Genomic DNA, 12,189 nt, shown 5'->3' on the forward strand with positions numbered 1-12,189 from the left:
CCGGCGCTCACGGGACCGCGTCGAGCGGTGCCGTGAGCAGTTCCTCGATGCGCTGCCGCATGATTCCCGCCATGTCCACCGAGCTCGGGTCGAGCAGCCACTGCAGCTGGAGGCCGTCCATGAGCGCGGTGAGCTCCGCCGCCGCTGCGTCGGGATCGACGCGATCGCCGAGCAGGCCGGCCGCCCGGGTGCCGCGGAGGGCGCGGGCGGTCTCGGTGCGGATCCGCTCGTAGCGCCGCACGAAGTAGTCGTGAGCCGGGTGCTCGGAGGCCGCGGCCTCCGCCGAGAGCACTGCGTAGAGGGCGATGATGCCCGGGACCTCGGCGTTGCGCCGTGCGAGGTCGACCATGCCGCGCAGCACGCCGAGCCCGTCGGCGCGGGGGGAGCCGTTGCGGCGGAATCGCTCCCGATCCTCGCGGTCGCGCGTCTCGAGCACGGCCTCCATCAGGGATTCCTTGGTAGGGAAGTGGTGCGAGAGGCCCGCTCGGGTGAGTTCGCAGGCCTGCGCGATCTCGAGCATCGTGGCGCTGTTGTACCCGACGCGGCCGAACAGCTCGGTCGCCGCGGCGATGATCCGGTCGCGTCGTGCGCGACCGGTCGCGTAGCCCCGTTCGGTCGTCATCGAACCTCCGTCGCGGTGGGTGGTGGCGCTTCGAGCCTAGGGGGACGATGCGCCTGCGCGGGCCCGTGCGGCCGCGTTCTCAAAACCTACACCTGTGCAGGTTTTTGTGCTAGCGTGCGAGTGTTCGCGAGCCGGAGCGGCGATCCGATCCGGATCCCGGGGTCCCGAAACCTCGCGAACCAGCTACCCGAAGGACAGACAATGACGTCTCAGCCACCCGGCGCACCCGAAGAGGTGCGCACCCCGACCACCGCCACCACGTTCGTCGCGACCGCCTCGGGCGAGGACGATCCACCGGCCCCGCTCAAGGGGGTCCGTCGGCTCCTCGCCTGGATCATCCCGGCGAACTTCGCCATCTTCGTCATCTGGGGCGCCGTGCCCGGCGTGCTGCTGCAGGCGCAGATGATGCGCCTGTTCCCCGACGAGCAGGAGCAGGTCGCGAACATCGCGATCGTCGCGGCGATCGGATCGGCGTTCGCCCTGATCGCGCAGCCCGCGGCGGGTCAGATCTCGGACCGCACCCGCTCCAAGTGGGGCCGGCGCGCACCGTGGATCATCGCGGGTGCGGTGGGCGGCGGAGCGGCGCTCATCGCGCTGGGCCTCATGAACTCCCTCGTCGGCGTGATCGTCGCCTGGTGCCTCGTGCAGATCTGCTACAACTTCGCGCAGGGGCCGCTCTCGGCGATCCTGCCCGATCGCGTGCCCATCGCGCGCCGCGGCACCTTCGCCTCGCTCTCGGGCATCGGCCTCATGCTGGGCGCCCTCGGCGGGCAGAGCATCGGGTCGCAGCTCGTCGGCTCGATCACGCTCGCCTACATCGTGCTCGCCGTCTTCGCGGCCCTCGTGCTGCTCGGCTTCGTGCTCGCGAACCCCGACCGGCCGAGCACCAACTACGTCTCCGAGCCGTTCGACTTCGGCGAGTTCCTGCGCACCTTCTGGGTCAACCCGGTCAAGCACCCCGACTTCTTCTGGGCCTTCACCGGCCGCTTGCTGCTCTACACGGGCTACTTCATGGTCACCGGCTTCCAAGTGCTCATCCTGAAGCACCACCTGGGGGTGAAGGATCCGTTCGCCGTGATCCCGCTGCTCGCCGTGCTGGGGCTCGTCGGCACCATCATCGCGACCGTGATCTCGGGCCCGCTGTCAGACCGGGTCGGGCGCCGCAAGCCCTTCGTCTTCGGCTCGTCCATCCTCATGGCCGCCGCGCTCGCGCTGCCCTGGATCTGGCCGAGCTATCCGTCGTGGCTCATCATGACCTTCGTGATGGGTTTCGGATTCGGCATGTTCCAAGCGGTCGACACCGCGCTGATCAGCCAGGTGCTGCCGTCGGCGAAGTCGTTCGCGAAGGACCTCGGTGTCATCAACATCGCCGCCACGCTGCCGCAGACCATCGCCCCAGGCATCGCCGGCGCGATCGTGCTCGCGCTCGGCTACGGCGGCCTCTTCCCGATCGGAATCATCCTTTCGGTACTCGGCGCTATCTGCGTCTGGTTCATCAAGTCCAGCAAGTAAGGAGCAGCAGAATGACGACACCCGAGAACGAGACCCGGTTCCCCTACCAGGACGCCTCGCTGTCCGTCGAGCAGCGGGTCGAGGATCTGCTCGTTCGAATGGAGCTCGCCGACAAGGCCGGCATGCTCTTCCACACGATGGTCGGCTACGGCGACCCGAGCGAGGGCAACTCGGCCTTCGGGATCCCCTCGGCGGAGTCGATGGTGCGCAAGCGCCGCATGACCCACTTCAACCTGCTCGGCGCGGCGCCCGACGGACGCGAGTTCGCGGCCTGGCACAACGCGCTGCAGCGCATGGCGCTCGACACCGGGCTCGGGATCCCGATCACGTTCTCGACCGATCCGCGGCACGCGTTCAGCGACAACCCGCTGACCTCGATGATGGCCGGTCCGTTCTCGCAGTGGCCCGAGACCCTCGGCTTCGCCGCGCTCGGATCGCCGGACCGCCTCGAGCGCTTCGCCGACATCGCGCGCCAGGAGTACCTCGCGGTCGGCCTGCGCGTCGCCCTGCACCCGCAGATCGACCTGGCCACCGAGCCGCGCTGGTCGCGCATCAGCGGCACCTTCGGCGAGGACGCCGATCTCACCTCCCGCCTCGTCGTCGGCTACATCCGCGGCCTGCAGGGCGAGGCGCTCGGCACGGAGTCGGTCGCGGCGATGGTGAAGCACTTCCCGGGCGGCGGCCCGCAGCTCGACGGCGAGGATCCGCACTTCGCCTGGGGTCGCGAGCAGGTGTACCCGGGCGGGGCGCAGGAGTACCACCTGCAGCCGTTCATCGCGGCGATCGACGCCGGCGCGACGCAGATGATGCCCTACTACGGCATGCCCGTCGGCACCGACTGGGAGGAGGTCGGCTTCGGGTTCAACAAGGGGGTGCTCACCGACCTGCTGCGCGACCGCCTCGGCTTCGAGGGGATCGTCTGCACCGACTGGGGCCTGCTGACCGACGTGCAGATCTTCGGCGCGGACATGCCGGCGCGGGCCTGGGGCATCGAGCATCTGTCGCGCCCCGAGCGCATGCTGAAGGCGATCGACGCGGGCGTCGACCAGTTCGGCGGCGAGCTCTGCACCGAGGTGCTGATCGATCTCGTGCGCGAGGGCCGCGTCGCAGAGGACCGCATCGATGCCTCCGTGCGCCGCCTGCTGCGCGAGAAGTTCCGTATGGGCCTCTTCGACTCGCCCTTCGTCGACGAGGATCACGCCGAGGCGATCGTCGGCCGGGCCGACTTCGTCGAGGAGGGGCTCGCGACCCAGAGTGACTCGCTCACCCTGCTGACCAACACCGACAGGATCCTCCCGCTGCAGCGCGGGATCCGCGTCTACGCGGAGGGCGTCGCGCCCGAGGCGCTCGCCGCCTGGGCGACCGCCGTCGAGACGCCCGAGGAGGCGGACGTCGCGATCCTGCGCGTGAAGGCCCCCTACGAGGAGCGCGACCGCGGCGGGTTCTCAGCCCTGTTCCACTCGGGATCCCTCGAGTTCCCGGCCGAGGAGCACGCGCGCCTCACCGGGATCGCCGAGACCGTGCCGACCGTGCTCGACGTCTACCTCGACCGCCCCGCAGTCCTCGGCGGCCTCGAGGAGTCGGCGCGCGCCGCGCTCGTCGACTACGGCGCTCGCGACGAGGCCGTTCTCGCGGTGCTGTTCGGCGACCGCGGCCCGCAGGGCGCCCTGCCCTTCGACCTGCCGCGCTCCGACGCCGCGGTCATCGCGAGCCGCTCCGACGTCGCGTTCGACACCGAGAACCCGACCTTCCGGTTCGGGCACGGCCTGCGGTACTGAGGCCGTGGGCGGGGCACGGGGGACGAGGGTGCCCGGGCGAGGCATCGGGCGCGGATCCCGTACACTCGCCTGGTGACCCTCGCGACCTGGCTCTCCCTGTTGACCGCCACCGTCGTGATCAGCCTCACGCCCGGAGCCGGCGCCATCAACACGATGTCGAACTCGATGCTCGTGGGATGGCGCCGCTCGGGCTGGGGCGTGCTCGGTCAGCAGCTCGCGCTCGTCGTGCACGTGATCATCGTCGCGGCGGGCGTCGGCCTGCTCGTCTCGCGCTCGCCGCTGATCTTCTCGGCGATCCGCTACGCGGGCGCGGCCTACCTCGTGTTCCTCGGGATCCGGCTGATCCTCGCGAAGCCGACCGTCGCGGACGACGAGGACGAGGACGCGACCGCCGGGGCGACGATCACCCGCGGCGAGTCGGCGTGGTCGATCGTGCGGCGCGGGTTCTGGGTGAACCTGCTGAATCCCAAGGCGATCGTCTTCTTCCTGGCGTTCATCCCGCAGTTCATCCGGCTCGACCTCCCGCAGCTGCCGCAGTACCTGCTGCTGGCCGTGACGGTGATCGGCGTCGACGTCGTGGTGATGTGGGGCGTCTTCGCGACGGCCGCGCGCCCCTTCGCGAAGGTCGTGCGCAATCCGCGGGGGCAGCGCGCCCTCAACTCGGTGTTCGGCGGCCTGTTCATCGGGGTCGCCGCGCTGCTGCTGTTCGTGCACTGAACGGGCCGATCGCGCCGGGCGACTCGACGCGCTGAGCGGGCCGAGGAGCGGGGGACCCGGCCCGGTGGCGGGATCGACCGGCTCAGCCGGCGGGAGTCTCGATCCGGCCGTGCGACCACGCGTTTGCGCCGTCGCGCCGGTATTCGATGCGCGGGTGATTGCGATCGTGCTGCGCCTGCATGAACTCGTACTCGCTCGGCACGAGCGCGTAGCGCTGCCAATCGGGATTGGGGGAGCCCGTGTAGCTCGGGCGGTCGGCCCAGTCGCGCTGCGAGATCGTCTCGTCGAGCGCGACGACGGTACCCGTGACGCGCACCTGGCGGCCGGACGCGCGCCAGAAGAACAGCATGGACGCCTGCGGATGCGCGTTGAGCTCAGCACCCTTGCGCGAACTGCGGTGCGTCGAGAAGTGGAACCCGGCGTCGTCGATGTCCTTGACGATGAGCGTCCGTCCCACCGGAACCCCGTCGGGGCGGACCGTGATGAACGTCATCGCGTGCGGCTGCCGCTCGCCGCTGTCGATCGCGGCTCCCAGCCAGTCGCGGAACAGCTCCTCGGGGTCGTCGGGCAGCTGCGCCGGATCGAGCGTCGGCAGCTCGTCGGGGAAAGCGGGAAGCGTGCGGAGGACGGGCTCGAGATCGCTCATGCGGCCCATGCTACGCCGGGTCGCCGACTGGTCCGGCGGGCGGGTACCGCTCGGTGAACGGGCGTGGCGCCGACCGATGGACGCCGTCCTGACGTTCGGATGCGAAGCCGACGGTCGGACGCTGTCCCGACGTTCGGACGCGAAGCCGACGGTTGGACGCCGTCCCGACCATCGGACGCCAAAGCGGCGGTCGGCTCGCCGTCCACTCATCGGGAAGGCATCCACTCGTGGGGATCAGGATCAGGATCGGGAGCGGGGCCCGTGACCGGGTCGGGATCGAGCCGGGAGTGGAATCCGGACCCGGCCCGCCCGGAGCCCCGTCGCCGGCCCGAGGGCTCAGAGCAGGTGGCCGCCGCCCGTGCCGCGCATGCGGGTCACGAGGTTCTTGACGTCCTGCGCGTGCGCCTTCGACGTGACGAGCAGCACGTCGGCCGTGTCGACGACGACGACGTCCTCGACGCCGACGAGGGCCACCAGGCGGTCGCTCTCGGAGACGACGATGCCGCTCGACGCGTCGGACAGCACCTGCGCGCCGTCGCCGAGCACGGCGAGGTCGCTGCCGCGGCCGCGGGTCAGCAGGTTCGCGACCGACGCGAAGTCCCCGACGTCGTCCCACTCGAAGTGCGCCGCGACGCAGACCATCTTGCCCGCAGCAGCAGCGGGCTCCGCGACGGTGTAGTCGATCGCGATCTTGGGCAGGCCGTGCCACAGGCGCTCGCGCACGCTGGCCGCCTGATCGGTGCCCCACGCGGCCGCGATCTCGCGCAGCGAGCGCACGAGGTCGGGTTCGGCGAGCGCCATCTGATCGAGCAGGACCGTCGCCCGGGCGATGAACATGCCGGCGTTCCAGAGGAAGCCGCCGTGCTCGACGTAGTCGCGCGCCGTCTGCTCGTCGGGCTTCTCGACGAAGGAGGTGACGTCGTAGACGTCGAAGGGGGCGAGGTCGCCGCGGGCGGCGCCGCTCTCGATGTAGCCGAAGCCGGTCGCCGGGTGCGAGGGGTGGATGCCGATGGTGGCGATGTACCCCTGGTCGGCCGCCTGCACGGCGGTGCGGATGGCGCGCTCGAAGAGCACGTTGCCGCGGATCACGTGGTCGGCGGCGAAGGATCCGAGGATCGCGTCGGGGTCGCGCAGCTCGAGGATCGCGGCGGCGAGGCCGATCGCGGCCGAGGAATCCTTCGGCTCGCTCTCGGTCACGAGGTTCTCGACGAGCAGCTCGGGCAGCTGCGCCTCGACCGATTCGCGGTGCGCGCTACCGGTGACGACCATGATGCGATCGGCCGGAGCGATGGGGGTGAGGCGGTCCCAGGTGGCCCGCAGCAGCGAGTCGCCGCTGCCCGTGAGGTCGAGCAGGAACTTCGGCGCGTTGGCGCGCGAGAGCGGCCAGAGGCGGGAGCCGACCCCGCCGGCGGGGATCACGCAGGTGAGGCGCTCGATCGCGGGGACGGTGCGCGCGTCGACGGGGGAGGGATCGGTCATGCCTCAAGACTAACGACCCGCGCCTCGACGCACCGTGGATGGCGCGTCAGGATCCGCTATCGAATGGTGCCATAATGGTTTCGCGGCGGATTCTCAGCAGTGCAGCACGCTCGTGGCCATTCGCCCGTCCGCGCTGCCGTGAACCCGTGTGATGTTGCCGTAGGCGATCGCCTACGGCCCACGATTCGAGGAGGGTGCACGTGTCAGCCCAAACGGCAGAGGTCGCGCCAGCGGCGAAGAAGCGGGAACGCGTGGGCGGCACGCTCTACCGCGGCAGTGTCGGAATGTGGTCCTGGGTGCTGCACCGCATCACCGGCGTGGCCATCTTCTTCTTCCTGCTCGTGCACGTGCTCGACACGGCGCTCATCCGCGTGAGCCCCGAGGCGTACGACGCCGTCATCGGCACCTACAAGACCCCCATCATGGGCCTCGGCGAGCTCGGTCTGGTGGGCGCGATCGTGTTCCACGCCTTCAACGGCCTGCGCATCATCCTGGTCGACTACTGGAGCAAGGGCACCAAGTACCAGCGCGTGCTGTTCTGGGTCGTCGTCGTGCTGTGGGCGATTACGATGCTCGGCTTCGCGCCGCGCCACCTGATGAACGTGTTCGGTCACTGAGGCGAGGAGACGAGAGATGACGACGACGATCGAAGCTCCCCGCACGCAGCCTGCGGCCAAGAAGCGCACCAACTGGGAGAAATGGGGCTGGATCTACATGCGCGCCTCCGGCGTGCTCCTGGTGGTCCTGATCTTCGGCCACCTGTTCTCCAACCTGATGGTGGGCGACGGCGTGCACGCCATCGACTTCGCCTTCGTGGGCGGCAAGCTGTCGAGCCCCTTCTGGAAGGTCTGGGACCTCCTGATGCTGTGGCTCGCGCTCATCCACGGCGCCAACGGCATGCGCACCATCGTGAACGACTACGTGTCGAAGCCCGGCGTGGCCAAGGCGCTCAAGGTCGCACTGTTCCTCGCGGCCGCCCTGCTGATCCTGCTCGGCACCCTGGTCGTCTTCACCTTCGATCCGTGCCCCGCCGGAGCCGACCCCTCGCTGGTCGCCTCCTTCTGCACGGCCAAGTAACAGTTTTCGAACGGAGTAGCTACACGTGACTACCAACACCCACGAGGGCGAGGACGTGACCGTCAAGGACGGCGTCACCTACCACCAGTTCGACGTGGTCATCGTCGGCGCCGGCGGCGCCGGTATGCGCGCGGCGATCGAGGCCGGCCCGAAGGCCAAGACCGCGGTCATCACGAAGCTGTACCCGACCCGCTCGCACACCGGTGCCGCGCAGGGCGGCATGGCTGCGGCGCTCGCCAACGTCGAGGACGACAACTGGGAGTGGCACACCTTCGACACCGTCAAGGGCGGCGACTACCTCGTCGACCAGGACGCGGCGGAGATCCTCGCGAAGGAGGCCATCGACGCGGTCATCGACCTCGAGAACATGGGCCTGCCCTTCAACCGCACCCCCGAGGGCAAGATCGATCAGCGCCGCTTCGGCGGCCACACCCGCGACCACGGTAAGGCGCCCGTTCGCCGCGCCTGCTACGCGGCCGACCGCACGGGTCACATGATCCTCCAGACGCTGTTCCAGAACTGCGTCAAGCTGGGCGTGAACTTCTTCAACGAGTACTACGTGCTCGACCTGGTCATGACCGGCGAGGGCAAGGACCGCAAGCCGTCCGGCGTCGTGGCCTACGAACTCGCGACCGGCGAGCTGCACGTGTTCCAGGCGAAGTCGATCGTCTTCGCGACGGGCGGCTTCGGCAAGATCTTCAAGACCACCTCCAACGCGCACACCCTCACGGGCGACGGCGTCGGCATCGTGTGGCGCCAGGGCCTCCCGCTCGAGGACATGGAGTTCTACCAGTTCCACCCGACGGGCCTCGCGGGCCTCGGCATCCTCCTCACCGAGGGCGCCCGAGGCGAGGGCGCGATCCTGCGCAACGCGAGCGGCGAGCGCTTCATGGAGCGCTACGCCCCCACCATCAAGGACCTCGCACCCCGCGACATCGTCGCGCGCTGCATGGTCCAGGAGGTGCTCGACGGCCGCGGCGCCGGCCCGCACAAGGACTACGTCTACCTCGACTGCACCCACCTGGGCGCCGAGGTGCTCGAGACCAAGCTCCCCGACATCACCGAGTTCGCGCGCACCTACCTGGGCGTCGACCCCGTGACCGAGCCGGTCCCGGTGTTCCCGACCGCGCACTACGCGATGGGCGGCATCCCGACCAACAACAACGCCGAGGTGCTGTCCGACAACGACACCGTCGTCCCGGGCCTGTACGCCGCGGGCGAGTGCGCCTGCGTCTCGGTGCACGGCTCGAACCGCCTGGGCACCAACTCGCTGCTCGACATCAACGTGTTCGGCAAGCGCTCGGGCAACAACGCGGCCGACTACGCGGTCACCGCCGAGTTCGTCCCGCTGCCCGAGGACCCCGCCAAGAACGTGCGCGAGATGGTCGACAACTTCCGCAACGGTACGGGCACGGAGCGCGTCGCCGACCTCCGCAAGGAGCTGCAGGAGGCCATGGACCGCGGCGCCCAGGTGTTCCGCACCGAGGAGTCGCTCACCGAGGTCCTCGGCGTGATCCACGACCTGCGCGTGCGCTACGTCAACGTCGGCGTGCAGGACCGCGGCAAGCGGTACAACACCGACCTGCTCGAGGCCATCGAGCTGGGCTTCCTGCTCGACCTCGCCGAGGTGCTCGTCTTCGCGGCGCGCAACCGCAAGGAGAGCCGCGGCGGCCACATGCGCGACGACTACCCGAACCGCGACGACGAGAACTACATGCAGCACACCATGGCGTACCTCACCGGCGACCCGCATTCGCCGAACCCCGAGGACCACATCACGCTGGGCTGGAAGCCGGTCGTCTTCACCAAGAACGAAGAGGGCGAGTTGCGGTACCCGCCGATGGAGAGGAAGTACTAACCCATGAGCGCCACCTCCAACGGTCCCGGCACCCCCGCCGAAGAGGCCGGGCTGAAGCCGTTCAACGTCACCCTGCTGGTCCGCCGCTACGACCCCGAGTCGGGCCGCGAGGCGTACTGGGAGGACTTCGACGTCCCCATGTACCCGACCGACCGCATCCTCGATGCGCTGCACAAGATCAAGTGGGATCAGGACGGCACGCTGACCTTCCGCCGTTCGTGCGCGCACGGCATCTGCGGTTCGGACGCGATGCGCATCAACGGCAAGAACCGCCTGGCGTGCAAGACCCTGGTCAAGGATCTCGACATCACCAAGCCGATCACCGTCGAGGCGATCAAGGGTCTGCCGCTCGAGAAGGACCTGATCGTCGACATGGAGCCGTTCTTCGCGGCCTACCGTCAGGTGCAGCCGTTCCTCGTCTCGGGCACCGCGCCCGAGGGCGGCAAGGAGCGCAAGCAGACCATCGCCGACCGCGAGCGCTTCGACGACACGACCAAGTGCATCCTGTGCGCGGCGTGCACGACCTCGTGCCCCGTGTTCTGGACCGACGGCCAGTACTTCGGCCCGGCCGCGATCGTCAACGCGCACCGTTTCATCTTCGACTCGCGTGACGAGAACGCCCAGGTGCGCCTCGACATCCTCAACGACACCGAGGGCGTGTGGCGCTGCCGCACCACCTTCAACTGCACCGACGCGTGCCCCCGTGGCATCCAGGTGACCAAGGCCATCGCCGAGGTCAAGGCCGCGATCCGCACCGGGAAGACCTCCTAAGCAGATCGGCGCTATGCAGGAGCTCTGGCAGCGGGTGCTCCGCCTGCGTCCGTACCGTGCGTTCTCGCACTTCACGGACGTGGGCGGCAGCACCCTTTCTGCTGGAATGAGCTATCAGGCCCTGTTCGCCGTGTTCGCGGCGCTCTGGGTCGGGTTCGGCGTGCTCGGGATCACGCTGCGCGGGCACACCGAGCTGCTCGACACGATCGTCACCCAGATCAACACGCTCGTCCCCGGGCTCGTCGGCACGGGCGACGAGACCAATGCCGCGGTCAAGATCGACGTGCTGCTGGAATCGCGCTCGATCACCTGGCTCAGCGTCGTCGCGGGTGCGTCCCTACTCTGGGTCGTGCTCGGCTGGTTCACGAGCACGCGGCGTTCGATCCGGCTCATCTTCGGCCTCGAGGTCAAGCAGTACCGGAACGCGCTGCTGCTGAAGCTGCGCGACTTCGTACTCGCGATCGGCTTCTTCATCGCGCTGCTCGTCTCGGCCGCGCTCACCGTGATGAGCTCGGGCCTCACCGACTTCCTGTTCTCGCTCTTCGGGGCTGATCCCGACAGCTGGCTCTTCGGCTGGCTCGGCGCGTTCGCGCGCTACGGCGCGCTCTACCTGTTCGACGTGCTGGTGCTCGTCGCGATCCACTGGTTCCTCGCCGAGGTGTCGGTGCCGTTCTGGTCGCTGCTGCGGGGCGCCGCGCTCGGCGGTGTGGCGCTCTTCGGGATCAAGGTGCTCGGTTCCGCGCTGCTCGGCGGTGCGACGAGCAACCCGGTGATCGCCACCTTCGCGGTGTTCGTCGGCCTGCTGCTGTGGTTCAACATCGTCTGCCGGATCCTACTGCTCACCTCGTCGTGGATCGCCACCGGGCTCGATCCCTCGTTGGGCCTGCCGCAGGAGGAACCGGTCCGCTCCGAGGAATGAACCGGCACCTCCTGCGGTTCAGGAGCAGCCGGCGAGCGTGACGTCGAGCGCCGCCGCGGATCCCGTCGAGCCGGTGAAACCGATGCGCACCTGCACGTCCGCGAGCGTGACACCCGCGGGCAGCTGGGTCGTCGTCCCGCCGAGCAGGCTCGGCGAGGTCCAGGAGTTCGACGAGCCGTAGGTGCCCACCGACATCGACTGGGGCGAACGACCCGGGACCTGCACGGTGAAGAACACCGTTCCCGGCATGGACGCGTTGCCGACCAGCTGGGCCATCGAACCCGACGGAGCGGACGGTGTCAGCGTGCACCCGGCGTAGCCCGCGGACGGCGTCGGATTCGGCGTGGGGGGCGTCGGCGTCGGAGTCGGGCTCGGTGTGGGCGTCGGCCCGGGGGAGGGCGACGGGCCGGGCGACGGCGACGGACTCGGGGCGGGCTGCTGCCCGTCCGCGTCGCCCGTGCCGCGCGCGGCTGCGACGGCCTCCGCCGCAGTGCCGCCGGTCGGCGTCGGGGAGGTCGTCGACTGATCGGTGGGCTTCCGATCGGGCGACTTCGACGGGGATGCAGTTCGCCCTCCCCGCGCAGATCGTCCCTCCCCTGTGGCACCGCCACCCGGAACTCGTGTGGGAGCTCTCCGCTCTCTACACCCGGTGGCTGGGCTGCTACGACCCAGAGCAGGACGCCGCCGGAGCCATCTCATTCATGACCGACTTCGCCGCCGCCCGGACCCGGCTACGCGAATGGGTACAGATCGCCGGCACCCGCCTCGACCGCGACCGCCCCTCACGGCAAACCGTCTGGCCCGGCGAAG

At 69.5% G+C, this 12,189-nt stretch carries 13 protein-coding genes and 1 pseudogene; 10 read left to right on the forward strand and 4 right to left on the reverse strand.

Annotated elements, in window-relative coordinates:
• Nucleotides 1–7: 7 nt before the first annotated feature.
• Nucleotides 8–622, reverse strand: coding sequence for a TetR/AcrR family transcriptional regulator (locus tag XM48_RS02690; RefSeq protein ID WP_046454242.1), 615 nt, complete (start codon nucleotides 620–622; stop codon nucleotides 8–10).
• Nucleotides 623–823: 201 nt separating this feature from the next.
• Between XM48_RS02690 and XM48_RS02695 the strand changes: the two genes are divergently transcribed.
• From XM48_RS02695 to XM48_RS02705, 3 genes are all read left to right on the forward strand, one after another.
• Nucleotides 824–2,134 (forward strand): MFS transporter, encoded by a 1,311-nt coding sequence (locus XM48_RS02695; RefSeq protein WP_046454243.1) that lies wholly within the window; start codon nucleotides 824–826, stop codon nucleotides 2,132–2,134.
• Between the two features lie 11 nt (nucleotides 2,135–2,145).
• The gene (locus XM48_RS02700; protein ID WP_046454244.1) at nucleotides 2,146–3,912 is read left to right on the forward strand and encodes a glycoside hydrolase family 3 protein; all 1,767 of its coding nucleotides are present in this window, start codon (nucleotides 2,146–2,148) and stop codon (nucleotides 3,910–3,912) included.
• A gap of 72 nt (nucleotides 3,913–3,984) precedes the next feature.
• Nucleotides 3,985–4,629, forward strand: coding sequence for a LysE family transporter (locus tag XM48_RS02705; protein ID WP_046454245.1), 645 nt, complete (start codon nucleotides 3,985–3,987; stop codon nucleotides 4,627–4,629).
• 82 nt (nucleotides 4,630–4,711) lie between these two features.
• Here XM48_RS02705 and XM48_RS02710 read toward each other — a convergent pair whose 3' ends face one another.
• Nucleotides 4,712–5,275 (reverse strand): pyridoxal 5'-phosphate synthase, encoded by a 564-nt coding sequence (locus XM48_RS02710; protein WP_046454257.1) that lies wholly within the window; start codon nucleotides 5,273–5,275, stop codon nucleotides 4,712–4,714.
• Nucleotides 5,276–5,611: 336 nt separating this feature from the next.
• A complete protein-coding gene (locus tag XM48_RS02715; protein WP_046454246.1) occupies nucleotides 5,612–6,754 on the reverse strand; it encodes a mannose-1-phosphate guanylyltransferase in 1,143 nt (380 codons plus the stop codon).
• Nucleotides 6,755–6,954: 200 nt separating this feature from the next.
• Here XM48_RS02715 and sdhC point away from each other — a divergent pair, with 200 nt between their 5' ends.
• The 5 genes from sdhC to XM48_RS02740 are packed head-to-tail and all read left to right on the forward strand — an operon-like array spanning nucleotide 6,955 to nucleotide 11,379.
• On the forward strand, nucleotides 6,955–7,371 hold the full coding sequence (sdhC, locus tag XM48_RS02720) for a succinate dehydrogenase, cytochrome b556 subunit (protein ID WP_084820904.1): 417 nt from the start codon (nucleotides 6,955–6,957) through the stop codon (nucleotides 7,369–7,371).
• Between the two features lie 16 nt (nucleotides 7,372–7,387).
• Nucleotides 7,388–7,831 carry a succinate dehydrogenase, hydrophobic membrane anchor protein gene (gene sdhD, locus XM48_RS02725; RefSeq protein WP_046454247.1) on the forward strand — a complete coding sequence of 148 codons (444 nt, stop codon included), beginning with the start codon at nucleotides 7,388–7,390 and terminating at the stop codon, nucleotides 7,829–7,831.
• A gap of 25 nt (nucleotides 7,832–7,856) precedes the next feature.
• Entirely contained in the window at nucleotides 7,857–9,689 is a 1,833-nt protein-coding gene (sdhA, locus tag XM48_RS02730; RefSeq protein WP_046454248.1) for a succinate dehydrogenase flavoprotein subunit, read from the forward strand.
• A 3-nt stretch (nucleotides 9,690–9,692) separates the two neighbouring features.
• On the forward strand, nucleotides 9,693–10,460 hold the full coding sequence (locus XM48_RS02735) for a succinate dehydrogenase iron-sulfur subunit (protein WP_046454249.1): 768 nt from the start codon (nucleotides 9,693–9,695) through the stop codon (nucleotides 10,458–10,460).
• Between the two features lie 13 nt (nucleotides 10,461–10,473).
• Nucleotides 10,474–11,379, forward strand: a complete 906-nt coding sequence (locus XM48_RS02740; protein ID WP_046454250.1) for a YihY/virulence factor BrkB family protein — start codon at nucleotides 10,474–10,476, stop codon at nucleotides 11,377–11,379.
• Between the two features lie 18 nt (nucleotides 11,380–11,397).
• Here XM48_RS02740 and XM48_RS17755 read toward each other — a convergent pair whose 3' ends face one another.
• On the reverse strand, nucleotides 11,398–11,655 hold the full coding sequence (locus XM48_RS17755) for a hypothetical protein (RefSeq protein WP_156174909.1): 258 nt from the start codon (nucleotides 11,653–11,655) through the stop codon (nucleotides 11,398–11,400).
• Nucleotides 11,656–11,722: 67 nt separating this feature from the next.
• On the opposite strand from XM48_RS17755, the gene XM48_RS17760 reads away from it, so the two are divergent.
• Together XM48_RS17760 and XM48_RS18410 are read left to right on the forward strand one after the other, a co-directional pair.
• Entirely contained in the window at nucleotides 11,723–11,905 is a 183-nt protein-coding gene (locus XM48_RS17760; RefSeq protein WP_046454251.1) for a hypothetical protein, read from the forward strand.
• Between the two features lie 34 nt (nucleotides 11,906–11,939).
• Nucleotides 11,940–12,189 (forward strand): annotated as a pseudogene (locus XM48_RS18410) (hypothetical protein); the annotation flags it as partial.

The organism is Leucobacter sp. Ag1, assembly GCF_000980875.1.
Lineage (GTDB): Bacteria > Actinomycetota > Actinomycetes > Actinomycetales > Microbacteriaceae > Leucobacter > Leucobacter iarius.

What these genes read in the sequence shown, in the direction of transcription:
- XM48_RS02715 (WP_046454246.1), bottom strand. Translation starts at nt 6,754, where the DNA reads ATGACCGATCCCTCCCCCGTCGACGCGCGCACCGTCCCCGCGATCGAG.
- XM48_RS02740 (WP_046454250.1), top strand. Translation starts at nt 10,474, where the DNA reads ATGCAGGAGCTCTGGCAGCGGGTGCTCCGCCTGCGTCCGTACCGTGCG.
- XM48_RS02690 (WP_046454242.1), bottom strand. Translation starts at nt 622, where the DNA reads ATGACGACCGAACGGGGCTACGCGACCGGTCGCGCACGACGCGACCGG.
- XM48_RS02700 (WP_046454244.1), top strand. Translation starts at nt 2,146, where the DNA reads ATGACGACACCCGAGAACGAGACCCGGTTCCCCTACCAGGACGCCTCG.
- XM48_RS02710 (WP_046454257.1), bottom strand. Translation starts at nt 5,275, where the DNA reads ATGAGCGATCTCGAGCCCGTCCTCCGCACGCTTCCCGCTTTCCCCGAC.
- XM48_RS02695 (WP_046454243.1), top strand. Translation starts at nt 824, where the DNA reads ATGACGTCTCAGCCACCCGGCGCACCCGAAGAGGTGCGCACCCCGACC.
- XM48_RS02735 (WP_046454249.1), top strand. Translation starts at nt 9,693, where the DNA reads ATGAGCGCCACCTCCAACGGTCCCGGCACCCCCGCCGAAGAGGCCGGG.
- sdhD (WP_046454247.1), top strand. Translation starts at nt 7,388, where the DNA reads ATGACGACGACGATCGAAGCTCCCCGCACGCAGCCTGCGGCCAAGAAG.
- XM48_RS17755 (WP_156174909.1), bottom strand. Translation starts at nt 11,655, where the DNA reads ATGGCCCAGCTGGTCGGCAACGCGTCCATGCCGGGAACGGTGTTCTTC.